General features: G+C 63.1%; 19 protein-coding genes. 8 read left to right on the forward strand and 11 right to left on the reverse strand.

Annotated elements, in window-relative coordinates:
- Window positions 1–95: 95 nt before the first annotated feature.
- The 7 genes from A9762_RS20555 to A9762_RS20585 form a co-directional block, all read right to left on the reverse strand.
- A complete protein-coding gene (locus A9762_RS20555; RefSeq protein ID WP_069343885.1) occupies window positions 96–866 on the reverse strand; it encodes a ferredoxin--NADP reductase in 771 nt (256 codons plus the stop codon).
- Between the two features lie 316 nt (window positions 867–1,182).
- Window positions 1,183–2,205, reverse strand: coding sequence for a UDP-glucose 4-epimerase GalE (galE, locus tag A9762_RS20560; RefSeq protein ID WP_069343869.1), 1,023 nt, complete (start codon window positions 2,203–2,205; stop codon window positions 1,183–1,185).
- Window positions 2,206–2,401: 196 nt separating this feature from the next.
- Complete coding sequence (gene pelG, locus A9762_RS20565; RefSeq protein WP_069343870.1) at window positions 2,402–3,778, reverse strand: exopolysaccharide Pel transporter PelG; 1,377 nt, start codon at window positions 3,776–3,778, stop codon at window positions 2,402–2,404.
- Entirely contained in the window at window positions 3,778–5,493 is a 1,716-nt protein-coding gene (gene pelF / locus A9762_RS20570; RefSeq protein ID WP_069343886.1) for a GT4 family glycosyltransferase PelF, read from the reverse strand. The genes pelG and pelF overlap by 1 nt, the downstream gene beginning before the upstream one ends.
- A gap of 14 nt (window positions 5,494–5,507) precedes the next feature.
- Complete coding sequence (locus A9762_RS20575; RefSeq protein ID WP_083254142.1) at window positions 5,508–6,638, reverse strand: hypothetical protein; 1,131 nt, start codon at window positions 6,636–6,638, stop codon at window positions 5,508–5,510.
- Window positions 6,631–8,076 carry a PelD GGDEF domain-containing protein gene (locus A9762_RS20580; protein ID WP_069343871.1) on the reverse strand — a complete coding sequence of 482 codons (1,446 nt, stop codon included), beginning with the start codon at window positions 8,074–8,076 and terminating at the stop codon, window positions 6,631–6,633. The genes A9762_RS20575 and A9762_RS20580 overlap by 8 nt, the downstream gene beginning before the upstream one ends.
- Window positions 8,077–8,445: 369 nt before the next feature.
- On the reverse strand, window positions 8,446–9,273 hold the full coding sequence (locus A9762_RS20585; protein ID WP_069343872.1) for a phosphodiesterase: 828 nt from the start codon (window positions 9,271–9,273) through the stop codon (window positions 8,446–8,448).
- A 508-nt stretch (window positions 9,274–9,781) separates the two neighbouring features.
- Between A9762_RS20585 and A9762_RS20590 the strand changes: the two genes are divergently transcribed.
- Both A9762_RS20590 and A9762_RS20595 read left to right on the forward strand, forming a co-directional pair.
- Window positions 9,782–10,060: an HU family DNA-binding protein gene (locus A9762_RS20590; RefSeq protein ID WP_044455653.1), complete on the forward strand. Its 279-nt coding sequence runs from the start codon at window positions 9,782–9,784 to the stop codon at window positions 10,058–10,060.
- A 401-nt stretch (window positions 10,061–10,461) separates the two neighbouring features.
- Window positions 10,462–11,376 (forward strand): CHAD domain-containing protein, encoded by a 915-nt coding sequence (locus A9762_RS20595; RefSeq protein ID WP_069343873.1) that lies wholly within the window; start codon window positions 10,462–10,464, stop codon window positions 11,374–11,376.
- Window positions 11,377–11,417: 41 nt separating this feature from the next.
- Here A9762_RS20595 and A9762_RS20600 read toward each other — a convergent pair whose 3' ends face one another.
- Window positions 11,418–13,898, reverse strand: coding sequence for a cation-translocating P-type ATPase (locus A9762_RS20600; protein WP_083254144.1), 2,481 nt, complete (start codon window positions 13,896–13,898; stop codon window positions 11,418–11,420).
- Between the two features lie 68 nt (window positions 13,899–13,966).
- On the opposite strand from A9762_RS20600, the gene A9762_RS20610 reads away from it, so the two are divergent.
- From A9762_RS20610 to A9762_RS20630, 5 genes are all read left to right on the forward strand, one after another.
- Window positions 13,967–14,437: a Cd(II)/Pb(II)-responsive transcriptional regulator gene (locus tag A9762_RS20610; protein WP_069343875.1), complete on the forward strand. Its 471-nt coding sequence runs from the start codon at window positions 13,967–13,969 to the stop codon at window positions 14,435–14,437.
- 479 nt (window positions 14,438–14,916) lie between these two features.
- A complete protein-coding gene (locus A9762_RS20615) occupies window positions 14,917–16,167 on the forward strand; it encodes an FAD/NAD(P)-binding oxidoreductase (RefSeq protein ID WP_069343876.1) in 1,251 nt (416 codons plus the stop codon).
- 367 nt (window positions 16,168–16,534) lie between these two features.
- Window positions 16,535–17,869 (forward strand): bifunctional diguanylate cyclase/phosphodiesterase, encoded by a 1,335-nt coding sequence (locus A9762_RS20620; RefSeq protein ID WP_139133320.1) that lies wholly within the window; start codon window positions 16,535–16,537, stop codon window positions 17,867–17,869.
- A gap of 24 nt (window positions 17,870–17,893) precedes the next feature.
- Window positions 17,894–19,570, forward strand: a complete 1,677-nt coding sequence (locus tag A9762_RS20625; protein WP_069343878.1) for a sensor domain-containing diguanylate cyclase — start codon at window positions 17,894–17,896, stop codon at window positions 19,568–19,570.
- A 47-nt stretch (window positions 19,571–19,617) separates the two neighbouring features.
- Window positions 19,618–20,919: a phospholipase A gene (locus A9762_RS20630; RefSeq protein ID WP_083254145.1), complete on the forward strand. Its 1,302-nt coding sequence runs from the start codon at window positions 19,618–19,620 to the stop codon at window positions 20,917–20,919.
- Window positions 20,920–20,981: 62 nt separating this feature from the next.
- Here the strand turns inward: A9762_RS20630 and A9762_RS20635 are convergent, their stop codons facing one another.
- Window positions 20,982–21,404 carry an EamA family transporter gene (locus A9762_RS20635; RefSeq protein WP_170836290.1) on the reverse strand — a complete coding sequence of 141 codons (423 nt, stop codon included), beginning with the start codon at window positions 21,402–21,404 and terminating at the stop codon, window positions 20,982–20,984.
- A 174-nt stretch (window positions 21,405–21,578) separates the two neighbouring features.
- Here A9762_RS20635 and A9762_RS20640 point away from each other — a divergent pair, with 174 nt between their 5' ends.
- Entirely contained in the window at window positions 21,579–21,794 is a 216-nt protein-coding gene (locus tag A9762_RS20640; protein ID WP_069343879.1) for a DUF1289 domain-containing protein, read from the forward strand.
- Here A9762_RS20640 and A9762_RS20645 read toward each other — a convergent pair.
- On the reverse strand, window positions 21,775–23,208 hold the full coding sequence (locus A9762_RS20645) for an aldehyde dehydrogenase family protein (protein ID WP_069343880.1): 1,434 nt from the start codon (window positions 23,206–23,208) through the stop codon (window positions 21,775–21,777). The genes A9762_RS20640 and A9762_RS20645 overlap by 20 nt on opposite strands.
- Window positions 23,209–23,535: 327 nt before the next feature.
- Window positions 23,536–25,131: an ABC-F family ATPase gene (locus A9762_RS20650; RefSeq protein WP_069343881.1), complete on the reverse strand. Its 1,596-nt coding sequence runs from the start codon at window positions 25,129–25,131 to the stop codon at window positions 23,536–23,538.
- Between the last annotated feature and the right edge of the window lie 201 nt (window positions 25,132–25,332).

Raw genomic sequence — 25,332 nt, forward strand, 5'->3', positions numbered from 1 at the left:
ACCGGCAGGATCGGCATAACGAAAAAGGCCGCTCAAATGAGCGGCCTTTTCTTGCTTCTCTTTACGACAACATTCTAACGGTCTAACCGACGGGATTAGCCGACAAATGCGCGCTCGACCAGATAATGACCCGGTGCGTGGTTGTGACCTTCGACGAAGCCGCGCTTTTCCAGCAGCTCGCGGGTGTCCTTGAGCATGGCCGGGCTGCCGCACAGCATCACGCGGTCATTTTCCGGCGAGAACTCCGGCAGACCGATGTCCGTGAAGATCTTGCCCGACTCGACCAGCTCCGTGATACGGCCCTGATTCTCGAACTCTTCACGCGTGACCGTCGGGTAGTAGATCAGCTTGTCGCGAATGTACTCGCCCAGATACTCATGCTCCGGCAGATGCTGCGTGATCAGGTCACGGTAGGCCAGTTCGCTCGTGAAGCGGCAGCCGTGCACCAGAATGATGTGCTCGTAGCGATCGTAGACTTCCGGGTCGCGGATGATGCTCATGAACGGCGCGAGACCCGTGCCCGTCGAGAGCAGATACAGGTTCTTGCCCGGCAGGAGGTTGTCGTCGATGAGCGTGCCCGTCGGCTTGCGGCCCACGATCACCTTGTCGCCCGGCTTGATGTTTTGCAGACGCGAGGTCAGCGGACCATCCTGCACCTTGATGCTCAGGAACTCCAGCTCTTCCTCGTAATTCGCGCTCGCCATGCTATAGGCGCGCAGCAGCGGCTTGCCATCCACTTCCAGCCCGATCATGGTGAACTGGCCATTGACGTAACGGAACGAAGCGTCGCGAGTGGTCTTGAAGCTGAACAGCGTGTCGGTCCAGTGGTGGACTTCCAACACGGTTTGTTGATTCTGAATGCTCATATTGACTTGACGTGTGACGGAGGCCGGCGACATTGCGCTTCGACGAAACCGACAAACACAACGATGTCGGCCGGAATCGCCAGAAAGACGCGCTCGCGGGCCATCCCTGACGGCCCTGATGCCAGAACTCCAGGCGCATCAGGTATACGCACTATCGGTTATGGACGGGAAAACCCCACCATTTTACCCCAATTGGGAATAGCTTTCATTTGTCCCCTGAGTCATTTAAGGCATATCGATATGCTCGAGGGGTATATCGGGTGGGGCTGCCCGGGCGGCGCACAATGGCGCCCCCGTAGGCACAGACGACGCCGGATCAGCGATAGCCGTCCGGGTTACGATGCTGCCAGCGCCAATGATCCGCGCACATCCGCGCCAGATCGTACTGCGCCTGCCAGCCCAACAACGCCTGTGCGCGGGCCGGATTGGCGTAGGAGACACCGATGTCGCCCGAGCGACGCTCGACGATCTCGTACGGCACCGGACGGCCACTGGCCGCCTCGAACGCCCGCACGACTTCCAGCACGCTGCTCCCTGCCCCGGTGCCCAGATTCACGGTGAAACCCGCGTCGAGCGCATGCAGGCCCGCCAGCGCCGACAGATGCCCCCGCGCCAGATCTACCACGTGGATGTAATCGCGAACCCCGGTGCCGTCGGGCGTCGGCCAATCGCCCCCATACACCTTGAGCAACGGCTGCTTGCCTACGGCGACCTGTGCGACGAACGGCATCAGGTTGTTCGGGGTGACGCCCGGATCCTCCCCGATCAGCCCGCTCTCGTGCGCACCGACCGGATTGAAGTACCGCAGCACGCCGATGCGCCAGCGGGAATCCGATTTGGCCGTGTCGGTGAGAATCTGCTCGGCCATGAGCTTGGTATGGCCGTACGGGTTGGCCGTCGCAAGCGCCGCCGTCTCGTCGACAGGCACGGTCGCCTGATTGCCGTAGACGGCCGCCGACGAACTGAACACCAGATGCCGCATATCGTGACGATCCATTGTCTCGATCAGCGTGAGCAGGCTGCCCAGATTGTTGCGGTAATAGAGAGATGGCTTCTCGAGCGATTCGCCAATGGACTTCAGCGCGGCAAAATGGATCACGCCGTCGATACGGTAACGCGTGAAAACGTCTTCCATGACACTCGCCGAACACGCATCGCCTTCGACGAACACCGGCACGCGACCGGCAATACGGCCGATGCGCTCGACTGCGTCGCGGTGACTGTTGCAGAGATTGTCCAGGATGACGACGTCATAGCCGCTCACCAGCAGTTCAACGCACGTGTGCGAGCCGATATAGCCGGCCCCGCCGGTAACGAGAATGGTGCCCTGATTCTTCATGAAAATGCCTTGGCGACGCCCGCTGGACGTGGCCCGAATGCACGCAATGTGTACAACGATTCGCGGCGCGTTTTGATCGCGAGACCCGCATCTTACTCCGGTCGTCCGCGACACGCCATTCGTGCGGGAGATATGGGAGAACGATGGACGAACAATGGGCGAACACCATCGAGCGAGCCCGTCATCCCCCGACATTTCAGGTATGCGGGCGCATATAAGTGTCGTATTCGAGCGCTGCGAGACGCCTCGACAGCCGGTACGCGCCGAGCCCCAGGACACATGACAGGGCCAGCGCAAAGCCATATCCGTACGTCGCCGGCCCGTAGTGCAGACTGCCCCATGTCAACAACGTGTTGAGCACGACCAATAGCGCGGTCAGCAGCAGCACGTCGCGCCGCCGGTCAAGATAGAACAGCACGTTGAGCACACCGAGCAACAGGACTTGCAACCCGGCCGAGATGACGTCGATGCGCAGCAACGCTTGCCATCCGACGGGAACGCCCACCCAACGGAGTAAATCGTCGCCGAACGCGAAGACGAGGAGCGTCACCACGGCCTGCACCTTCAGAATCTCGAACAGTCCGGTACGCACCGCACGCACCATCAACACACGCGACGCCGAGATCTGGCGTAGTGTGCCGCCGCGTCGCACCGCGTCGAAAAAGCCCGTATAGGCTTCCGCAAAATCCGTCTCGATACGCAGCAGGAACACCGCCATGCCGGGAATCACGCAGAGGTACGAAAGGAACACCGGCAAGTCATAGACCGGTGCCGCGCGCAACGGACCGATGACGTTCATCCCCGTCGCCGGCCACCACCAGAACATCAGCTTGTCGATCCAGATACCCAGCCCGAAGCAAACGCCGACCGCCACGAGCGACAGACGAAGATTACGCGGCACGAACACCGCCCACGAGAGCCATGTGGACGCGCGGTAATTCCGGGCGACGACGACGGTAAAGCCGAGCAGCAATGCCGTGTGGCCGATGACGAAACCGCCCAGCAGGCCCGTGAGGCCATACCGCCCCAGCAGCACTGCGCAGATCACCGTCAGGCTGTAGCCGGCGCAGAAGATGCCGAGAATCACGCGGTACTGCTTCACACTGGTGAGGAACAGCACCACGATCCACAGATTGCCGAGCAGCACGAATCCCATCCACATCAGCCACCGGTACGCCAGCGGCTGGTCGGCAAAGAGGGTCTGCGAGAGGAGCAGACCGATGCCGCCGAGCACGACAGTCGTGACCAGTGTCACGGCGTTGAAAGACGGCATGACGGCCTGCGGTTCGCCCGCGAACAGACGATCGCTCAGATACCGGGTGAAGGCCAGTTGAATCAGTCCGGTGACGATCACGCTCGATGCGATCAGATACGTCACCGACACCTGAAACTGCGTCAACACCGATTGCGGATGCACGTGCGCAAGACTCATCAGACCGACGAGCACCACGCCGACCATCGACAACACCAGCGGCCCGGCACTGATGATGCCCGCATAGCTGTAGGCGGCAAAGGTACCCGAGAGCGTATCGCTGCGCAGCAGACGCCTCAACTCAAAACCGATCCCGGCCATCAGTGCTCGCCTCCCGCGCCGGACGCGCGCCCGGCATGCTCAGCGCCTCCGGCGTTTGCGGCATCGTCGGTCGTCCACTGCCGGTACAACGCGCGGTAGGCGTCGCGCAAGGTATCGAGCCGATACGACCGCTCGACACGGGCGATGCCCGCGCGGCTGGCCGCATGCCACGCATCGGGCTCCAGCACCTCGACGATGGCGGCGGCGAGCGCCTCCGGATCGGCCATCGGCACGATGCGTCCCGAGCGTCCGAGCGCCCGGTCCTCCGGATCGTTGCCCTCGATCAGTTGACGGCACGCGCCGACGTCCGTTGCCACCACCGGCACCCCGGCAGCCGCCGCTTCGAGCATGACCAGCGGCAAAGCCTCGGAGACGGACGACAACGCGAGCACGCCGATCTGCGGCAGCACCGATTCGACGGCGCGATATCCCATGAACCTCACCTGATACTCCATCCCCAGACTGGCCGCGAGGTCGCGGCATTCCTGCGCATAGGCCCGGTCTTCGGTGTCCGGCCCGACGATCCAGCCCTGCACGTCCGGACGGGCACGGTACGCCAGAAACACGGCGCGCAGGAAGGTCTTGATGTCCTTGACCGGCACCACACGCCCGATCAAGGCGACGACCGGCGGAATGTCGGCCCGCTCGCGATGCGTCGCTCTGAGTGCCGCAAAGCGGGCAATGTCCACGCCGTTGGCGATACTGTGTGTCTTGTGCGCCGGCGCCCCGTCTGCGATCTGCCGCTGACGGCTGCCCTCGTACAGCGACACGATGTCATCCGCCGTGTCGTAGCAAATGCGGCCAATGGCCTCGAAGAACCGCATCCAGAGATTCTGGAAGTAACCCACGCGCGAGATGTCGCGCTCGAACGGGCCACGGTTGTCACGCAGCCATTCGCTTTGCAGCAGATCGAGCTTGCGCTCCTTCGTGTAGCTGCCGTGCTCGGTCACCAGCAGCGCGCGTCCCGTCGCCATGCGCAGCATCGCGCCCAATAGCCCGGCATATCCCGTGGATACCGTGTGGTACATCTTCGCGGCGGGCATGTCGGCGGCGATCCGCGCGAGTTGCCAGATCGGTTTGTGCATCGCCCGGATCGTCCAGAAGTAGTCCGTGAACGACGGGTCATGACAGAAACGCTCGTACCGCTGCGTGATGAACTCCCATGATCGCTCGCTGTGCGCAAACGTCGACTGCGAGAGCGGTTCGCCGTCGCGCAGCATCGGCAGAAGATGTTCGAGCATGCTGCGCAATCCGTCCACGCGCATGTATTCCGCCGTCTCGCCTCCCCCCGACGCCCCTTCGTGACGCTGACGAAACAGATCGTGCAAGCGGGCGACCCGGGCAAATGCGTCGGCGTCGGTAGCATTCGATCCCTTCGACTTTCCGTGGGTGGACGTTGGCCCACTGCCGCGCATTTCGGGCGACGCCGCCGAGTCTGGCAATGCCGTGGACGTCTCGTATAGGTAATGCGCCTCGAAATGGGTCACGTTCGGTGGCATCGGATACACGGGCGCACCGTAGTCACACCGCCGGCTGCCGATGAAGACCACGGCGAACGTCAGGTCCGGAAAGGCGCGGATGAGTTGATCGACCCACGACGATACGCCGCCACGCACGTAAGGGAAGGTGCCTTCGAGCAGAAGGGCGACGTCCGCCACCGTCGCGCGACGGGACGGGGGGCGCTCGGGAATATCGTGGTGACGAGATGCGGTCATGGGGGTCGTCGCGCTCATCGCGTCCAGAAACGTACGGCGGGCTGCACGACCGGCGACGCCGTGGCACTGGCCGCACCTTTGGCCCCCGTCACACCGGCACCCAGTCCGCCCAGCAGATACGACACGCGGTCGTAGCGACGCTTCTGAAACGCCGCTTCGGCCAGCCACGGCAGCAGGCGCTCGGTCGGGAAGCTGTGGAACTGCGCCTGACGCAGGTGCATCTCGGCCACGTCCGGGTTCTCTCGCAGCAGCGCGCAACGCCCCAGCAGATACCACATGGAGGCGTCGTCTTCGTGCTGCTCCAGCGCCTCTCGCGCGAATTGCTCCACGCGCTCCAGCGTGAAACGCAGTACCTCGCCGCGCACCAGATTCTGGTAGATCAACTCCCAGTAAAGCTGGGCGAGACGCACGCAGGCATGGGCGCGCTCATCGTCGTCCTCGGCGGCCGTGTACCGGTCACGCATGGCGAAGATCTGCTGCATGATGCGTTTCTCCAGCCCGTCGAGAATGCCGTACGCCAGCAAACGCACCTCCTCGACCGGGTCGCCCAGCAGGTCGCGTGCGATCTCGCTCGTCACCCGCGATGGCAACGCCTGCACCGAGATCAACGCGGCCACCCGGTCGTCGCGCTCGCCCTGCACGTTGCGCAGTCGCGCACGCAGGCGCATGCCCGCACCGTGTCGGACACGTGTCACGAGATGGGAAACGAACCCGGGTGCCGACACCCGGCCTGCGCTCGGCATCTCGCGTGGCGGCGGGAACAGATAGCCCATCGCCAACACGCCCATCACGACGACCATGCCCGCCACCGGCAGGAAAAACGTCACCAGCGCGATGTGCCAGAACACGCCGCGCCGCTCGCGATAGCCGGACGGCAGCGCGACGGTCATGAACCCGCCGGCGAACAGCGCCGCGACGGCTTGCCAGGCCAGCACGTACGGCATGGCGTCCGACGTGACGGAGGACACGCCCCAGGCGTCGCCCTGCAACACCAGCCGCACGGCCTGCCACTGCGCCGTGACGGCAAGCACGGCAAGGGCCAGCGTCAGCACCCATCGCACGAGGCGAATGCCGCGTGCAGCCCCGTTCTGCCTTAGCCGCCAGGCAGGTTTCGCGGCGCTGCGCTCCGGCGTACGCTCAGGCATGGTCGACGCAACGCTCCATCAGTTTGAGCAACCCGTCGCCGGGGGCGTCTGCATCGATATGGGCGGTATGCACGGCGATATGCCCGCTCTGGAAGTCGACGTCGTATTGCTGGCGCAGCAGTGTCTCGACGCGCATCAGGTACCCGTCGATCCCATGCTCGTCCGTAATCGGCATCAGCGCGATGGCGATCTGCTTGCGCGGCGTGCCGATGGTCCACAGGGCGTCCAGCGCGCGGCGCTGACGCACCGTCTGCTCGAACAACGAGTCGCCTCTCGCGCCACGGGGGAAAGCCAGCGCCACCAGCGACGACTCGATGCCGCTCGCGCGCTTGAGCCGTGCGAGACGCCCCAGTTCGAGCGCAAAGTCGTACGGCGCTTGCGGCACGGACGCCCTCACCCCCGCCACCAAGGGCTGATGGGCCACGCCGTCCGCGTAGTAAGCAAGCAGCACCAGTAACAACTGGAGGTTGTCGTGGTTGAGCACCAGGAAGGGCATGCGGCGCACGATCAGTACGCTGGAGAGTGCGCCGTCAGCGTCCATCAACGGTGCACATGCGAGGTAAGGACTGCTGTCGGCGGCGGTGTCGTCGGCTTTGACGTGTGCCAGCGTGCCTTCGCTCAGACAGTGGCGCACGAGCGGGTCCTGCGCGTCAGGCTCGAAGCCCTCACCGACGCGGGCGATGGGCGTCGCGCTCAGGCGACCACCGCGCACGGAGAACAGCGAGGCCACTTCGATCTGACAGGTGAGCGCGGCGAATTCGAGCATCGGTTGCGCGTTCGGCAATCCACCGGGCGCGCCGTACACATCGGCCGAACGGCGAACGGTGAGGTCGCGCAGACGGGTGAGCGCGTCGCGCAACGTCACCGGACGCGCCAGCAAGTCGCGCTCCAGACGCTCGTGCGAGACGCGCAGCAGGTAATGGTTGTGCGTGATCGCCACGAGACGATCGCTGTAATAGGCGTTGATGCCCTGCGAGCGATGCGCCCGATGTGACCAGATGTCGCAGAAATGGCCGGCGATGAGCGCCATCGTCATGCCACCGGCGAAATGCGCCATGGGGAACGCGCCGCCTGCATGACCGTACAGGACATGCCACGCCGCCATGAGCGTCGCCCCGCTGGCCGCACCGGCGAGCGACCCGTAACGCAATGCCGCCACGAGCACGACGAGCCACAGCCACGGGAACTGGGTGGTGAGCAGCAACGGATCGTCGGGGCGCAGACGCCAGGCGATCAATAAGGCAAGCAACGTGAGGCCCAGGACCTCCAGCAGTGCGAAGGGACGCGCAATCGCCGGCGCAACCCGCCGCCCCCAGCGACCGAGATTGCCGAGCGGTTGCGAGCGGCGAACGCGCGCGGCCTTGGGCGGCGATGTCGTGGAACCGGAGGAAGGCGATGCGCTCGCCGAATCGGCGTCGTTGGGCGTGGCGGCAGTCACGTGGCGTTCGCGGAAATGGGGTTCAACCGGGTACCCGCGTGCCGACTACCGCACGCCGCGCGATCGCAAGCCATCGATATGCCCGCGCAATGCGGGCGAACGCGCAAGGATTGCGCGATGGCGGTCTGCATGATTCCCCGTTATCAGAAGGTGCCCTGCCCGGCCTTTTCATTCATGCCTGGGTCGGGGCCACGGATCGACAGTTCTTTTGGAAAGATCCGTCGTTCCCGTCCCGCGAATGCTGCGTGCCGGGACGGCCTTTGACTGCTGATCCGAACTGATCTCGTCTGTTTGATGGGAATGCACTTTACACACGCCGAGTCCTACTTTCGTCCCCTATTTTTCGTGCCGCCAACCCGCATGAATCCTTCAGGATACCGATTTACCTTCGAAGGTGTACGGCCCGTCGAAGGGTCCGACATAGGCCAGATGGGTACGCACACCAGCCCCCGGTTGCCATAGGTGCATGGCGAACCCGGGCGGTTCGAGCATGATCGATCCGGGTGCCCCTGGCGTGAGGCCCAGCGTGATCTGATGCGCGGTCGACACGCACGTACTCGCCATGATGCCGGGGGCGCCCTCCACGCTCGCCTGAATGCTGCGATGCAGATGCCCGCAGATCACGCGCTCGATGTGGCGGTAGCGCGACGCCACGCGCGCGAAGCCCGCCCGGCCCTGCGCCGACAGGCCATAGCCGTCCATGAACTCGATGCCTGTGTCGAACGGCGGATGATGCATCGCGATGATCGTGGGGCGGTCTTCGCAGGCGCGAAGTTGTTCGTCGAGCCAGTTCAGCCGCGTCTCGCACAAGTGCCCGCCTGCGCTTGGCGGGTCTTGTGTATCGAGGGCTAAAACGGTGACCGGCCCCAGATCGATACGGTACTGAACGAATTCACCACCGCTGCGCAGGTAGGCATGGTCCGGAAACGCGTCACGCAACCCTTCACGATGATCGTGGTTGCCCACGACCAGATACCACGGAATGTCGAGCGCCGAGAGACACTCGCGAAGTGCTTCGTATTCCGATAGATGCGGCGTATCGATCAGGTCGCCGGTGGCGATGACCGCGTCGGGGCGCGGTGTCCAGCGGTTGATCGTGGCGATCGCCCGGCGCAGGGCAGGCGCCGTGTCGACACGACCGCATGCCAGCGCGCCGGGGCGCGTGATGTGAAGATCGGTGATCTGGCAGAGCAGCATGGCGGGAATTCCTTGATGGCTAACGGCGCCGCAACGCTAGCCATCGGAGATGACACCCGAATGAATTTTAGACGTCCGCCCGAAACTCGCGGCAAATCGCAACCAAAAGACACCCGCATGCGCAAGCCCCAAAAGGCTAGGGAAACTCCCAAAGCCCGCCCAGCAAGGGATTGCGAGGAGGTATGACCGGAGATGCCCGCAGTTACCGGGGTTTTATCATCAAGAACAAGAAAGTACGGGGCGTCGCACAACAAAATCGCCGCAAACCGTTGTCAGGACTGGCCCACAGCCTGCCGAAGGCTCTATAATGCGGCTGCCCGGCCAGTGCCGGAGCCCTCTCGATATGTCACGGAAACCCTCTTCGGATCATGTTTGCGTGACGTATCGCGAAGGCGACATTCTGGCGTGTGCCGCGTGCCTTATGGCGCGGATACAACACCGACACTCGTCAAATGACGAAAGTGTTAGAGTTGTCGCCGGTATTCACCACCTCTCAAGGGAAACACACATGAACAAACAGGAACTGATCGACGCCGTCGCCGGCCAAACGGGTGCAAGCAAGGCTCAGACTGGCGAGACCATCGACACGCTGATCGAAGTCATCAAGAAGGCTGTCGCGAAGGGTGATGCAGTCCAGTTGATCGGCTTCGGCTCGTTCGGTTCGGGCAAGCGTGCTGCGCGTACCGGCCGCAACCCGAAGACCGGCGAAGCGATCAAGATCCCGGCAGCCAAGACCGTGAAGTTCACGGCTGGCAAGGCGTTCAAGGACGCCGTGAACAAGAAGTAAAACCAGTTGCGCGCAGGCCGGCCTCCGGGTCGGCCTATCTTTTTTGCTCGCATTTGCCCCCGTTTTCACGCCGGGTAGTGCGTAGCAATGAGAAGGCGTCACGTCATCCTCTTCCGAGGTCCACGACTGATGTGACGCTGCGTGCCTCGCGGGTGGCCTGCGCACCGAGTCTCGGAAACCGGGCGCCCGCGACGCGGTGTTGACTCAGGTTGACATGACGCAAACCTCACGGCGTTGCGACCCCGCGCAGTTATGCTATGTTGCGTGACATGACACGCGCGCCGATAGCGGCTACCGCCGCCTCCCCCATCGTCTCCCAAGCCTCCTCTGAAGCACGCTCTGCCCTCGGCACCGGCGCTACGGAAGACGCTGCAATGCCCGGCGCTGCACGAATGCGCCGAATGTCGGCATCCCGCCTGTTAGTGACCCTCGCCGCCGCGCCACTGGCGCATTGGCCCGCCTTGCCGCAAGCGACGGCAGACGCCAGTGACGTCGAAGGTATTCCCCCGGAAGCGGTGCATCAGTTGCGCATTGCGACACGTCGTCTGCGTGCGTTGATCGATGTCTTTTCCCCATGGCTGAAGCCTCGCTGGCATCGTCGACTGAAAGCGGAGTTGCGGTGGGTCGGCCATTCGATGGGGCCGGCACGCGACGCCGACGTTCTGACTGGCGAGACACTTCCGGCGCTTCGCCTCGAATACCCGGACGTCGACTGGATCGCGATCGATGCCCATCTCTCGCGGCTCCGCAGCGACGCGCGCGAGCAGGCTGCGCTGGCGCTGACCAGCGAGCGACAATGCGCACTGCACGCGCTGCTGATCGAGGCTTTCGGAATTCGGAATGACGGCCGCGCCGATGCACGGGCGGCGAAAGCGTTGCGACGCCCCGCTCGCACGCCCGGCAAACAGCCCCGGGCGCTCACGAAGCACGCGCACAATGTGCTTCGCGAACGCTACATTGCGCTATTTCCCGATTGTCGGCAGATGGCCATGCTCGATACCGAGCAATTGCATGCGTTGCGCGTGAAGATCAAACAGGCGCGCTACAGTGCCGAAGCGTTGACGCCCTGGATGCGCAAATCGATTCGTACGCCCTATCAGGACACGTTGCGGGCTGCGCAAACGTTGCTCGGCCATCTCAACGATGCCGTCGTCGCCCAGCGTGTTCTCGAGGACGTACCGATTGCCGCCGAGCAACGTGACAAGCTCACGGGGCGTCTGGACACGATCATCGTCAATGCCACCAGCCGGGCGGCACACGTCCTGTGCCAGTTGCCCGACGCCCACGCGCTCGAGCGTGGCATGCGTCGGGATTAAGCGTCCCCTCGGTCATAAACCAAAACCAGCCGCAGCCGCTTTCACGCCACTTTCGTGCGCAGCAGGCGCATGCCGTTCGCGATCACCAGCAGACTGGCGCCGACGTCGGCGAACACTGCCATCCAGAGCGAGGCCAGCCCCACGATCGCCAGCGTAAAGAAGACGGCCTTGATCGCCAGCGCCGCCGCGATGTTCTGCTTGAGCACCGTTGCCGAACGTTTCGACAGCGCCAGGAACGCCGGCAGTTTGCGCAAATCGTCGTCCATCAACGTCACATCCGCCGTTTCGAGCGCGCTGTCGGTGCCCGTCACCCCCATTGCAAACCCGACGTCGGCGGCTGCGAGGGCTGGCGCATCGTTGATGCCGTCGCCGACCATCCCCACGTGACCATACGTTTCGCGCAACGACGACACCGCCTGCCATTTATCCTCGGGCAGCATCTCGGCACGCACGTCGGTAACACCGGCCTGCTCACCGATCACTTGCGCGGTCGCCCGGTTGTCGCCGGTCAGCATCACGGTTCTGACACCCATCTTTGCGAGTCGCGCAATCGCCTCCCGGCTCTCCTCACGCAAGGTGTCGGCCACGGCGAGCACCGCCAGCGCCTGCGTTTCACTGGCCAGCACGATCGCGGTGCGAGCCTGTGCTTCGAGACGCGCCAGCTCCGCTTCGACATTGGCATTACACACACCGAGCGATTCGATCAGACGGTGATTGCCGAGGTAGTACAGCGTCTGACCGACGCGCCCCTTCACGCCCATGCCCGGCAGCGCTTCAAAATCGGTGACCGGCGGCAACGCGCCTGATGCTGCCTGCGCCGACTCCGCCGACTGTGTATAGCCGTCGACAACCGCGCGGGCAATCGGGTGGGTCGTCTGTGCATCGAGCGCTGCGGCCAGCCGCAGAGCCTCATCGCGCGACGTCTCGCCCAGGGGCACGACATCCGTCAGTTTCGGCTCACCGCGCGTGAGCGTCCCCGTCTTGTCCAGCGCGACGGTTTGAATCAGACGTCCACTCTCCAGAAACGCACCGCCCTTGATCAGAATCCCGGCGCGCGCCGCCGCCGTCAGACCGCTCACAACGGTGACCGGCGTGGAAATCACCAACGCACACGGACAGGCGATCACGAGCATCACAAGCGCCTTGTAGACCCACGGCGCCCATGCCAGACCGAACGCCAACGGCGGCACCAGCGCCACCAGCAAGGCGCAAAGCACGACGACCGGGGTGTAGATGCGCGAGAACTTGTCGACGAAACGCTGTGTCGGCGAACGTTGCTGCTGCGCGGTCTCGACGATTCGCACGATGCGCGCCAGCGTGGTATCGCCGGGCGCCACGCTCGTGCGATATACGATCAGACCGCTTTCGTTGATGCTGCCGGCGAAGACGTCGTCGCCCACGGCCTTGTCGACCGGCACACTCTCCCCCGTGATCGACGCCTGATTCAAGGCAGAGCTGCCCTGCTCGATCACACCGTCAATCGCAATCCGTTCACCCGGTCGGGCACGCACGCGCGAGCCGATGGCCAGCGATGCCGCAGGCACGTCCGCCCAACTGCCGTCGGCCTGCTCGACCGACGCCTGATCCGGCGCCAGTCGCATGAGCGCCTCGACGGCGCGGCGGGCACGGGTCAACGACGCCGCTTCGAGCTTTTCGGACAACGCGAAGAGCACGATCACCATTGCGGCTTCAGGCCACTGGCCGATGAGCATCGCACCGGTCACGGCCAACGACATCAGGAAGTGGATGTTGAGGGTGAAGTGACGCAGCGCAATCCAGCCCTTCTTGAGCGTCGGCAGACCGCAAGCCAGAATGGCCGCGACCACCATCGCGCCGACCCAAGGACTATGCTCAGGCACCCCCGACCAGACTGCGATTTCGCTCGCAGCGGCCAGCACGCCGCCGGCGATGAGGCCCGCGACGTCACGCTTGCGACTCGCCGGCGGCGGTGCGGCGTTGGCACCGGTCAACGGCACCGGCGTCATACCCAGTTTGCGAAGCGTCTGCGCAGCCGCATCGCTCTGACGGGTAATGTCGGCGGCGGAGGCCTGTGCTTCGAAAACGACCGTCAATTCTCGCTTGAGCAGATTGAAATACAGGGCATCGATGCCCGGTTGACGTTCGAGCTGATCCCGAATCAGACGCTCTTCCGTCGGACAATCCATCTGATCGATACGAAAACGCGCTTGCGGGGCACCGTTATCCGGCACCGGCTCAGGAGACGCGAGACTTGCCGCACCTGCGCAACACGACGTCCCGCCATGCGTATGGGGAGCCGCGCCATCGACATGTGCGTGGTCGTGGTCGTGGTCGTGGTCGTGGTCGTGACCATGATCGCGGCCTTGCGCGTGATCGTGGGCATCGCCATGGGAATGAGATGTCGAGCGGGCTTGGGGCTCGTGACCGTGCGAGTGCCCGTGATCGCAGCACGGCGGCTGATCGGGTACGTTCGTCTCGCCGGGCATCTTGCGCTGTACCGCCGTCGCGCCCGCCAGACGGACCGAATCCGAGGGGTTGGACATGTGAACTCCTGGTTACATGATTCGTGTTACCCTTCATTCAAAACCCTGTAGTGACTACGGAGTCAAGCATGAAGATCGGAGAACTCGCCCGCGCGGCAGGCACCGATGTCGAAACCATCCGTTATTACGAGCGGGCCGGCATGCTGCCGCCCCCGCCCCGTACCGACGCCGGATATCGCACCTACGGTGACGAGCATCTGGAAGCGCTGCGCTTCATCCGTCACTGTCGCTCGCTCGACATGCCGCTGGCCGACGCCAAACGTCTCGGCGAACTGGCGCACGATACGAACGTGACGTGTGAAGACGCGAATCAACTCATCGAAGCGCATCTGGCACGTGTGCACACCCGCATCCACGAATTGCAGGCGCTCGAGCAGCAATTGCTGCATCTGCAAGCGCAATGCCAAAGCCGTCACGAGACGAGCGATTGCGGCATTCTTCGCGCTCTCATGCAAGGCGCGCACGGCGAAGCCTGCGCCTGTCACAGCGATGCCGACCCGATTGAAGTTCACTGCGAACACAACGGTCTGCATGCGTGACGCCGACGTCGTCGCCCGCTTGATCCGGCACGGCCAAAACAGATGACGCGCGAGGTCCGCCGGTCGATGCGCAATCATGGCCCGGCGTTTTCCATCAGCCCTCGTCACCTCGCCGACGATCGCACACTCGATGCGATTTTTATCTCCCCTGTCCCCTCACACTTCGCAAGCCTTCAAGCCTTCGCGTTTTGAACGGCTCAGCGAAGTGATAGCGATTTGTGGAAACACTCGCCGAAAGCACCGCTAAATCACCGCGAATTCACCGTTTACCCCGCGAAAACAGGGGCAAAACGACGTAGTTTCTATACAATGTCCCGCACATCTCGTATCCGCTGCTGTGACTACGTCACGTGAGACGTTGCACCTCGAGCGGGACGCGCATCGGATAGACAACGAATGCTCATCGAACATGCGCCGAATGCGCATCGATATGTCGTAATCCGTTTTATTTCTTGCTTATCTCTTTTGCCGGAGACCTTATGTCCAGCGATGTATCCGCTACGCCAGCACCCGCGACGCAAAGTAGCGCCGACATCGTCATCATGGGCGCAGGTGCCGCAGGCATCTCTGTCGCCGCGAGCTTGCGACGCCGTCGTCCGTCGCTCTCGATCACGATCGTGGATCCGGCTGACACGCATTACTACCAGCCGGCATGGACGCTCGTCGGCGCGGGCGAATTCGACGCCGCACGCACGGCGCGTCCGATGTCGAGCGTCATTCCCGAGGGCGTGAACTGGATTCAGGCCGCGATCACCGCGTTCGCGCCCGACCATCAGCAAGTGCTGCTCTCGGATGGTCGTCGCCTCGCCTATCGGTTTCTTATCGTCGCGCCCGGCCTGCAATTGAATTGGGAGGCCATCGACGGCCTCAGCGAAACGCTCGGTTGCAACGGCGTGACGTCTAACTATCGTTTCGATCTGGCGCCGTACACCTGGTCGCTGGTGCGCGAATTCAAGGGCGGAAATGCGCTGTTCACGCAACCGCCGATGCCGATCAAATGCGCCGGCGCGCCGCAAAAGGCGATGTATCTGTCGGCCGATACCTGGCGCCAGAACAGTGTGCTCGACAAGACCAAGATCGAGTTTCATCTGGTGGCCCCGGCTCTGTTCGGTGTGAAAGACTACGTCCCGGCACTGATGGAATACGTGCAGCGATATCGCATCTCGCTGAACCATCTGTCACATCTGCGCGCGGTAGACGGCGAGCGTCGCGTTGCACGCTTCGAAATCTTCGATGCCGATGGGCAATCGCAATTCGTCGACAAGCCTTTCGACCTGCTGCATGTCGTCCCGCCGCAGAGTGCACCGGACGTGTTGCGCGCGAGTCCGCTGGCTGATGCTGCGGGCTGGTGTGAAGTCGATCCGGCAACGCTGCGCCACGCACGCTATGCCAACGTGTTCGGACTCGGCGACGCCATCTCGGCCCCCAACGCCAAGACGGCCGCAGCGGCGCGCAAGCAAGCGGTCGTCGTCGCAGAGAATCTGCTCGCGACGATGGACGGCCGTCCCCTTTCATTGCATTACGACGGATATGGCGCGTGTCCGCTCACGGTGGAGCATGGCAAGATCGTGCTGGCGGAATTCGGCTATGGCGGGAAACTTCTCCCTACATTCCCGATCGATGGCACACACGCCAACCGTTTTGCCTGGGTACTGAAAAAGTACGTGCTGCCAAAGGTTTATTGGGACTTCATGCTGAAAGGGCGCGAGTGGTTTGCGCGTCCACGCTGATCGGACCATAGGTGAAACCCGCACTCAATTTTCAAAGGCGGGTGCCGTTAAAGGTCAAAGGACCCGGTCTCGCAACCGGGCACGAGCATCTAGTCGGGCCACGCCTTGCGCGCGGTCTGCCGGAAAGTCAGGAATCGCCGTGTGCCGTTGGCGCGCGGTCTCCGAGCCGCCCGGCCGACACATTTACGCGTCTTATGCAGAACATGATTCAAGGGTTTTCTGGCGGCACGACCTGTTCGACGCGTGGGCTTTTCCTGCTCGGGGGCCTCGCTGGCCGCCTCACCGGCCGCATCGTCGTCACTGCCTCCGTTAAACGAGGCGGTGACAAACGTTCAACCGTTTGGGCGACGTCTGCCTGCCTGCCGAGATGAACGATACGAACGCGCTGCGACGGCAAGTCGTCCTCGCCGATCTGCTGCTGGACCGCCAGCGGCTATTGCGCGCCCTCAGCCTTGAGTTGCGTACCCCGAGTCCGCCCAACAGTCACAGCGCGCTCATCGTGCTGCACGTGGGCCGGGGTCAACGCACGGCGACCAGCCAATCCGCCATCTCCGACGCCGATCTGCTCGCGACGGTGGCGTTTCGCATTGGCTCGCGCATTCGCCGTCGCGACCTCATCGGCCGCGTATCGGATCAACAGATCGCCATTCTGCTGCGCGACCTCGGCAGCCGCGAGGCCGCCGTACAGATCACGCGACGCTTCATCCGTGCGGGCGAATCGCCGGTTCCGTGCGGCAACGGACTGCTCTACCCCATCATTTCGGCCGGCGTGACGCACCTGCCCCAGGTGCCGGTATGGCCGGCAACGTTGCTGGAGCACACCTCGGATATCGCCGATCAGGCCATTCGGGAGAGCGCCTCGCGTTTTCTCGTCACCGAAGCCCCCTCCGCACCGACCGAGGGCATTGCGCCGCCCGACGACGCAGGCAACGAGCATTACTGGCGCAGCGCCATCGGACGCGCCCTGTCGGACTCGGAGTTTCGCCTGCACTACCAGCCGCAGATCGACATGCGAACCCACCGGCTGACCGGGCTGGAAGCCCTGATCCGCTGGCAGCGCGACGACGAGCTCATCATGCCGGGCGAATTCATTCCGGCCGCCGAGCGCTGCGACGTCATCGGTCCGATCGGCGACTGGACATTGCACGAAGCCTGTCGTCAGCTCGATAAGTGGCACACCGACGGCGAGGAATACCCGCGCGTGGCCGTGAACCTGTCGGCGCAACAAATGCGCGTTCAGACGCTCGAAACGGTTCGCTACGCTCTCAAGCACCACCGTGTGCCGCCGGACAAGCTGGAAATCGAGATCACGGAATCTTCGCTGATCTCGCATCTCGACGAAGCCGCCACGCTGATGAACGAACTCGTGGCGATGGGCGTTCGTCTGTCGCTCGACGACTTCGGCACGGGCTACTCCAGCTTCGTGCGTCTGAAGCGCTGGCCGTTCGGCACGGTCAAGATCGATTACCAGTTCGTGGCCGGGGTCCTGCTCGGTGGCTACGACACGGAGCTGATTCGCGCGATCATTGCCATCGCCCGCAAGCTCGAAATCGAGACCGTGGCCGAAGGTGTGGAGACCAGCGCGCAACGCGATGCACTCGCGTCGCTGGGCTGTCATGCGTGGCAGGGGTATCATTGCACGCGTCCCTTACCGCCCGGGCACATCGAGACGTTCATTCGAGACTGGCACGGGCGCCTGTAAACGCGTCAGCAACCGCACCAGCCGTTGGTCTACGCTCTTCTCAACCGTCACCATGCCGCGTCCGCTTTCGTGCGCGGTCTTGCCGTCCTCGTCTGCGTTCTCATCGCCTGGGCGCTGGCGCGCTTCGCCGCCGACCAGCTCGTCGCGAATCGTGCGGCACGTCTGCTGTATGAGGAACGCAGCATTGCCACCCGGCTCGCGCACGGCACCGTTCACACGGTCAACCAGGACCTGATCCTGATCCGGGGCATTCCGCAAGTGCTGGCCCAGATCGAGCAGCTCCAGCAGGCCGCCAGAACGATTGCCACGCACCCGCTCACGAACGTTCCACAGGAAAAGGCTCGCGAAACGCTGCTGGCCGACCCGGTACTCAAGCCGGTCAACGAACTGCTGCGCGCGGCGCAGTTGTATTTCGGCGCGGACCTCGTCTGGCTGGGCACCCCCGATGGCATTACGATCGCGTCCAGCGACTTCAACTCGTCGAATCCACTGATCGGCGATCGTTACGGTGATCGCGCGTACTTCAATGCCGCCGTGCTCGGCGGCTCAGGCCAGCAGTACGTGACAGGCCGCAAGACGGGACTCCCCGGTATCTACTTCACCGCCCCCGTCTATCAGGACGGCATGCTCGTCGGTGTGGTGGTCGTGAAGCTCGGTATCCGACGCCTGTCGCATTGGGTCGACAGCGGCGCGTCGTTCATCACCGACACCAACGGCGTGATCGTGCTCGCCAACGACCCGACATTCACCGGCCTTGCGGTGCCCGGCGCCACCGTGTTCAAACTCTCGCGCACGGAACGTCGCCACCTCTACCTGCAAGAGGACTTCACGGTCGTTCCCATCGAGAGCTACGACCTTGCGCCCGGCACGCCGGACTTTTTGCGACTGACCCCGGACGATGAAGAATCCACACACAACGCACGGCTGGTGCGGGTGCGCCCGGACAATCAGCCGTATCTGCTCGAAGCCGAGGCTTCATCGGACGGCGAAATGGTGATCTACACCATGAGCGAAGCGCCCACGCTCGGCAGCCTCTCCGTGGAACGTCGCCGTTATGCTGCGCTGGTATTCGCGTTGCTGCTCAGTCTCGCCGGTGCCTCGTACCTGCTCGTTCGCTATCTGCGCCGCGAAAAGCTGCAACTGACCAATACGCTCGCCAAGAACGCCGCGCTGGAACATGAGGTCAAGTACGACGCCCTCACGGGTGCCCTGTCTCGCGGACACTTCCTCAAGCGCCTGCGCGCCGAAGTCATTCAGGCCGATGCCGCCGACGTGCCGACCAGCGTCATCCTCGTCGATCTCGACCATTTCAAGCAGATCAACGACACGTGGGGCCATGCGCTTGGCGACACGGTACTGGCCACATTCGTGCGGCTTTGTCACGAATCGTTACGCGAAGATGACATCTGCGGTCGTTTGGGCGGCGAAGAATTCGCTATTATCCTGAGTGGCGCCATCGAGGCACGAGCCTTCGACGCCGCAGAGCGCCTGCGCGAAGCCGTTCGCGCAGCACGCATCAATGTCGATGGCCGCGCTCTGCAGTTCACGATAAGTGCCGGCGTCGCCCAATGGCATGAGGGGGACGACGACAATGCGTGGCTGCAACGGGCCGACGCCGCCCTGTACCTTGCCAAATCTCGCGGACGCGACCGCTGCGCCCGCGAATCCGACCTCCGGGTGCTCACTCGGGGCGAGCCTTAACCGGCTTCGGGCATCTCCGCCTGAGGTCGCCAACTCAGACCGGATCGATGCTCAAGACGAATCTCGTTACGTTCGCCCCATCGCCGCGACGCGCCATCCAGATCGGCGCTTCAGCCCTCTGCCTGGCCCTGAGCGGCGTCGCTCACGCCGACCTGTCGCTGCTTCAACCGCCTCGTGCGCTCACAGGCGGCGCGCCGCTGCAACTGACACTGCTGGCCACGCAAGACACGCCGGGCAGAAAAACGATCAAGTTGCCGGACGAAATCGTCGTGCGCATTTCCAACGACGACTTCAAGCCCACACTGCTGCATCTGAAGCGCGAAGCGATCGCGCCGGCACAAGTGACGCTCGCCAACGGGCAATTCCGCCGTGTCGCCTATTCGGCCGTACTGCCAAAGGAATTACGCGGTGCCGTACGCATCGAGCCTGTCGACTGGGACGCCTCGACCACGACCATCGTCCTCGACCGCGCAGCGCCTGCAGAACCCATGGTCGCCGCTGCGCCGCTGCCCTCAGACGGCAGCGCGGCCACCGCCGCTGGTGCCGGTGTCGGTGCGACAGCGGCTGCCTCCTCCGCTTCGGGTGCCGTGGCGGCCACCTCCGCCGACGCCATCGCGCCCACCGCCGACGCCGAATTTGCCCGCATCTCGTCCAACGAGCCGATGTACATCGCTTTCGGCAAGAACGGCGACGCCAACGCGCGGTTCCAACTCAGTTTCAAGTTCCACATTCTGAAGCCGGACAACCCCGCATCGAAGTCCTTCCTCGACAACCTGTATTTCGGCTACACGCAATTGTCGATATGGGATCTGGAAGCGGAGTCAGCGCCCTTCCGTGACTCGAACTATCGTCCGAGCTTTTTCTACTACGTCCCTGACACCGGGGTACGTGCCGGCTGGTTCTCGTCGCTCGGCGTTGCCGCCGGTATCGAACACGAATCGAACGGCAAGGCGGGCGACGACTCCCGCAGTATCAATACCGTCTTCGTCAAACCGATCTTCACATTCGGCAACCCGTCCGAATACCACTGGACGGTGGCGCCGAAGCTCTACGCCTATCTGGAAAAGAAGGACAACCCCGACATCCAGAATTACCGCGGCTATATGGATCTGCTCGTGCTGTGGGGCAAGCCTAACGGCTGGCAGATCGGCGCGACGCTGCGCAAAGGCATGAAACGCAATTACGGCAGCGTCGATGTGCAGGTGACCTACCCGCTCGGCAAACTGATCCCCGGCACCGGTGGTTACATCTGGCTCGGCTACTTCACCGGCTACGGCGAAGACATGCTCGACTACAACCGTCATTCGCCATCACAGGTGCGCATCGGCTACAGCGTTTTCCGCTGGTAACGCCGGACAGAGCGGCCACGGGGCGGCAACACCATCATCATGGCCGTCGCCCCGCAGGCACATCACAACACCAGCACCAGCGCGCCTGCCACGATCAGCGCACCGCCCAAGGCTTCTTTCAGCGAGAACGGCTCACCCAGCACCACCCAGCCGATCAGCATCGCCATGGCAACACTCAGTTTGTCGAGCGGCGCAACACCGGACACCGGCCCGAGTTGCAGTGCTCTGAAGTAACACAGCCACGACAGCCCTGTCGCTACCCCCGAGAGAATCAGGAATATCCACGTGTTGGTGCTCAGGGTCGTGGGCTTCTGCCACTCTCCCCGCATACCCACGATCGCCAGCGTCACGCCAAAAATGATGACGGTGCGAATCAGCGTGGCCATGTTCGAGTTGACCTGCGTCACACCGAGTTTGCCGAAAATCGCCGTTAGCGCGGCAAAGAACGCCGAGCCCAGTGCAAAAAGTTGCCAGCTACGCAGCATAAAAATCCTCACGCATCATGGTGATTGGCGACCCACCGGCGACCAACCGGAAATCGCGCCGAATGTCCACCCTTGACATTCGGACGTAGGGGGAATCGAAACCGGCCCCGGGCATCGATGCGATAATGGCGACATCCTGTGACACCCCAGCCAGCGCTGGCCGAATCTTCCCCTATGTCCGAATTGCACGACCGCCCCGACAGCCCCTGCATTGGCGTTTGCTCGACACTCTTCGACGACGTCTGCAAAGGCTGCGGCCGCACCGCCTACGAAGTCTCCAACTGGGTATTCTTTACCGAGGAAGAGAAAGCGGCGGTGTGGGCGCGCATCACCCGCGACGGCACGGCGATGCGCTTCTGCGACAACAGTTCTACGACTTCGTCGACTTGAACTGAAGCGACTTGTATTCGAGGAATTCCTCGAAGCCATACACGCCGTTCTCACGCCCGTGCCCCGATTGCTTGAAGCCGCCAAACGGGGCCTGCACGTTGAACTCCCCGCCGTTGATATCCACCTGACCGGTACGAATCTGGCGTGCCACGCGCACCGCGCGCGCTTCATCGCCTGACCACACGCCACCGCCCAATCCGTATATGGAATCGTTGGCAATGCGCACGGCGTCCGCCTCGTCCTGATAGGTGATGATGGACAGCACCGGGCCAAAAATCTCTTCCTGTGCCACCGTGGCGTCAGGCGTCACGCGCCCGAGTACGGTCGGCTGCACGAAGAAGCCCGCTTCGAAGCCTGCCGGCACGCTCTCCCCACCCGCGATCAATTCGGCCCCTTCCGCCAATCCCTTGCGGATATAGGTCTGCACGCGCTCTCGCTGCGCCGCCGACGCCAGCGGTCCGAGTCGCGTCGTCTCTTCACGTGGATCACCCAACGTGAAACGCGCCACGGCGTCCTGCGCAAGTGCCTTGATCTCGTCGTAACGAGACGCCGGCACCAGCATACGCGTGTGCGCCGAGCAGGTTTGCCCCGAATTCAGATAGCAGGCATTGAGCGTGCCTTTGACCGCTGCGGCCAGATCGGCATCGTCGAGCACCACCGACGCCGATTTGCCACCCAGCTCCAGTGCCACGCGTTTGACCGTCTGCGAGGCCACCTCGGATACCCGCTTGCCCGCACGGGTCGACCCGGTGAACGACACCATGTCCACATCCGGATGACGTGCCAGCACCTCGCCGACAACCGGTCCCAATCCCGTCACGAGATTGAAGACGCCCGCAGGCAACCCAGCCTCGGCGATCACTTCGGCGAGGATGAAAGCATTGAACGGCGCAACTTCGGAAGGTTTGAGCACAACGGTGCATCCCGCAGCCAACGCCGGCGCGACCTTCAATGTGATTTGATTGAGCGGGTAATTCCACGGCGTGATGGCGCCGACCACCCCCACAGGCTCACGCACCACCAGCGAATTGCCGACACGTGCCTCGAACGCGAACGATTCGACCAGTTCGGCGTACTTGTTCCAGTGATAGACGGGACCACCAACCTGAATGGCACGCACCAGTTTGATCGGCATGCCCGTCTCGCCCGTCATGACCTGCGCCAGTTCGTCAGTGCGAGCCTTCAGGCCCGCCGCGATCTTGCGCAGATAGGCCGCACGCTCGGCCGGTGCCGTAGCCGCCCACGCGTCACGCGCCTTGTGTGCGGCCGCAACAGCCGCTTCGGTATCTTCCGCCGCGCCCTCGGGAATGCGACCCATGAGCTTCGCGTCTGCGGAGTGAAAAACGTCCAGCGTGCCGCGCCCGACGGGTGCTACCCACTGGCCGTCGATGAAAAATTTGTCGTAAGTCTTCATGTCATGTCTCCTGCTGACGTCCGGTTAATCCAATAGCGACGAATGAACGGCGAAGGGCCATTGTAGTCCGCTCGCCACCGGGCATCGCATAGCACCGATGAAATCGGTTTTGTCCGAGGCCCGCTTTCCGACATTCCGAGACGACCGTCGGATAAGTCGGATAAGCGTCCCTGACCGCCGTCTCCACAGAGAGCGGCACTGCCATCACAGCTTGAACACAAGCCACCGGCGCACGACCGACGAGACGCGCACCGTAAACGCAAACAGGGCGCCTGCGATGCAAGCGCCCTGTCGGGGACTACGGGGTATGACGCGTCGCGTCAGCCGTCAGACTTCCACGCCCTGGCTGGCCAGGTATTCGTCGTAAGTGCCGGCGTAATCGACCAGCGTGCCATCGTTCTTCACTTCGATGATGCGCGTAGCCAGACCCGACACGAATTCACGGTCATGCGAGACGAAAATCAGTGTGCCCGGGTACTTGTCCAGCGCGATCTGAAGCGACTCGATCGACTCCATGTCCATGTGGTTGGTCGGCTCGTCCATCATCATGACGTTGTGACGGCCAAGCATCAGCTTGCCCCAGATCATGCGACCTTTTTCACCACCCGAGAGCACACGCACCGACTTGCCCACGTCGTCGCCACCGAACAGCAGACGGCCGAGCGAGCCGCGAATGACCTGATCGTCATCGCCTTCCTTGCCCCACTGCGTCATCCAGTCGGTCAGCGTCACGTCTTGCGGGAATGCCTCGGACGTGTCCTGCGGCATGTAACCGATGTTCGCGTTTTCGGCCCACTTCACATTGCCCGCATCGACCGACAGGTCCGTCATCAGGCTACGCAGCAGCGTGGTCTTGCCGGCGCCGTTCTCACCGATGATCGCGACACGTTCGCCCGCGCGCACTGCGCCCGAGTAATTCTTGAAGATCGGACGATCGTAGGCCTTCGAAATGCCATCGAATTCGAATGCGAGGTTATGCAGCTTCTTCTCGAATTCGAAACGAATGAACGGGTTCTGACGCGACGAGGGCTTGATGTCCTCGACCTTGATCTTGTCGATCTGCTTGAGACGGCTCGTCGCCTGACGCGCCTTCGACTTGTTGGCCGAGAAGCGGCGCACGAAGTCCTGCAAGTCGGTGATGCGTTCCTTCGCCTTCGCGTTGGCCGCCATCTGACGCTCACGGGCCTGTGCCGACGCCAGCATGTAGTCGTCGTAGTTGCCCGGATAGATCTTCAGCGTGCCGTAGTCCATGTCGGCCATGTGCGTGCACACGGCATTCAGGAAGTGGCGATCGTGCGAAATGATGATCATGGTGGAGTTGCGCTCGTTGAGCACGTCTTCCAGCCAGCGGATCGTGTTGATGTCCAGGTTGTTGGTCGGTTCGTCGAGCAGCAGCACGTCCGGGTTCGAGAACAGCGCCTGCGCGAGCAGCACACGCAGCTTCCAGCCCGGTGCGACGTTGCTCATCGGCCCCTGATGCTGCTCCGTCGGAATGCCCACACCCAGCAGCAGCTCGCCCGCACGCGCTTCGGCCGTATAGCCGTCGTACTCGGCGAACTTCGCTTCGAGTTCGGCGGCGTGCATGTAATCGTCGTCCGTCGCTTCCGGATTCGCGTAAATTGCGTCGCGCTCGCTCATGGCAGCCCACATTTCGGTGTGGCCCATCATCACGACGTCGAGCACGCGCATGTCTTCGTAGGCGAACTGGTCCTGCTTGAGCTTACCCAGACGCACGTTGGGTTCGAGCATGACGTTGCCGCCACTCGGTTCCAGATCGCTGCCGAGAATCTTCATGAACGTGGACTTGCCGCAGCCGTTGGCGCCGATCAGGCCATAGCGGTTGCCCCCGCCGAACTTGACGGAGATGTTCTCGAAGAGCGGCTTGGCGCCGAATTGCATCGTGATATTGGCGGTAGACAGCACAGGCGGTATCCGGGAGATGAAGTGCGGCGGCACGAAATTGCGCCACGAAACCTGACATTTTAGCACCGATGCGTGTCACGCGCCCCTCGGTCGACCCTCCCACTTGGGAACAGTCCTGTCAGCAGCGCGACATTCGTCCTCCGGGCGTCCATAAAAAAACCGCCGGTCAATACCGGCGGTTCTTCCTCCGCGCATTTCCGC

Origin of the sequence: Pandoraea sp. ISTKB (assembly GCF_001721285.1) — a bacterium.
GTDB lineage: Bacteria > Pseudomonadota > Gammaproteobacteria > Burkholderiales > Burkholderiaceae > Pandoraea > Pandoraea capi.

Coding starts and splice junctions, on each gene's coding strand:
- A9762_RS20610 (WP_069343875.1), top strand. CDS start 13,967: ATGAAGATCGGAGAACTCGCCCGCGCGGCAGGCACCGATGTCGAAACC.
- A9762_RS20585 (WP_069343872.1), bottom strand. CDS start 9,273: ATGCTGCTCTGCCAGATCACCGATCTTCACATCACGCGCCCCGGCGCG.
- A9762_RS20595 (WP_069343873.1), top strand. CDS start 10,462: ATGTCGGCATCCCGCCTGTTAGTGACCCTCGCCGCCGCGCCACTGGCG.
- A9762_RS20635 (WP_170836290.1), bottom strand. CDS start 21,404: ATGCTGCGTAGCTGGCAACTTTTTGCACTGGGCTCGGCGTTCTTTGCC.
- A9762_RS20590 (WP_044455653.1), top strand. CDS start 9,782: ATGAACAAACAGGAACTGATCGACGCCGTCGCCGGCCAAACGGGTGCA.
- A9762_RS20630 (WP_083254145.1), top strand. CDS start 19,618: ATGCTCAAGACGAATCTCGTTACGTTCGCCCCATCGCCGCGACGCGCC.
- A9762_RS20640 (WP_069343879.1), top strand. CDS start 21,579: ATGTCCGAATTGCACGACCGCCCCGACAGCCCCTGCATTGGCGTTTGC.
- galE (WP_069343869.1), bottom strand. CDS start 2,205: ATGAAGAATCAGGGCACCATTCTCGTTACCGGCGGGGCCGGCTATATC.
- A9762_RS20620 (WP_139133320.1), top strand. CDS start 16,535: ATGAACGATACGAACGCGCTGCGACGGCAAGTCGTCCTCGCCGATCTG.
- A9762_RS20600 (WP_083254144.1), bottom strand. CDS start 13,898: ATGTCCAACCCCTCGGATTCGGTCCGTCTGGCGGGCGCGACGGCGGTA.
- pelG (WP_069343870.1), bottom strand. CDS start 3,778: ATGGCCGGGATCGGTTTTGAGTTGAGGCGTCTGCTGCGCAGCGATACG.
- A9762_RS20615 (WP_069343876.1), top strand. CDS start 14,917: ATGTCCAGCGATGTATCCGCTACGCCAGCACCCGCGACGCAAAGTAGC.
- A9762_RS20555 (WP_069343885.1), bottom strand. CDS start 866: ATGAGCATTCAGAATCAACAAACCGTGTTGGAAGTCCACCACTGGACC.
- A9762_RS20645 (WP_069343880.1), bottom strand. CDS start 23,208: ATGAAGACTTACGACAAATTTTTCATCGACGGCCAGTGGGTAGCACCC.
- A9762_RS20575 (WP_083254142.1), bottom strand. CDS start 6,638: ATGCCTGAGCGTACGCCGGAGCGCAGCGCCGCGAAACCTGCCTGGCGG.
- pelF (WP_069343886.1), bottom strand. CDS start 5,493: ATGACCGCATCTCGTCACCACGATATTCCCGAGCGCCCCCCGTCCCGT.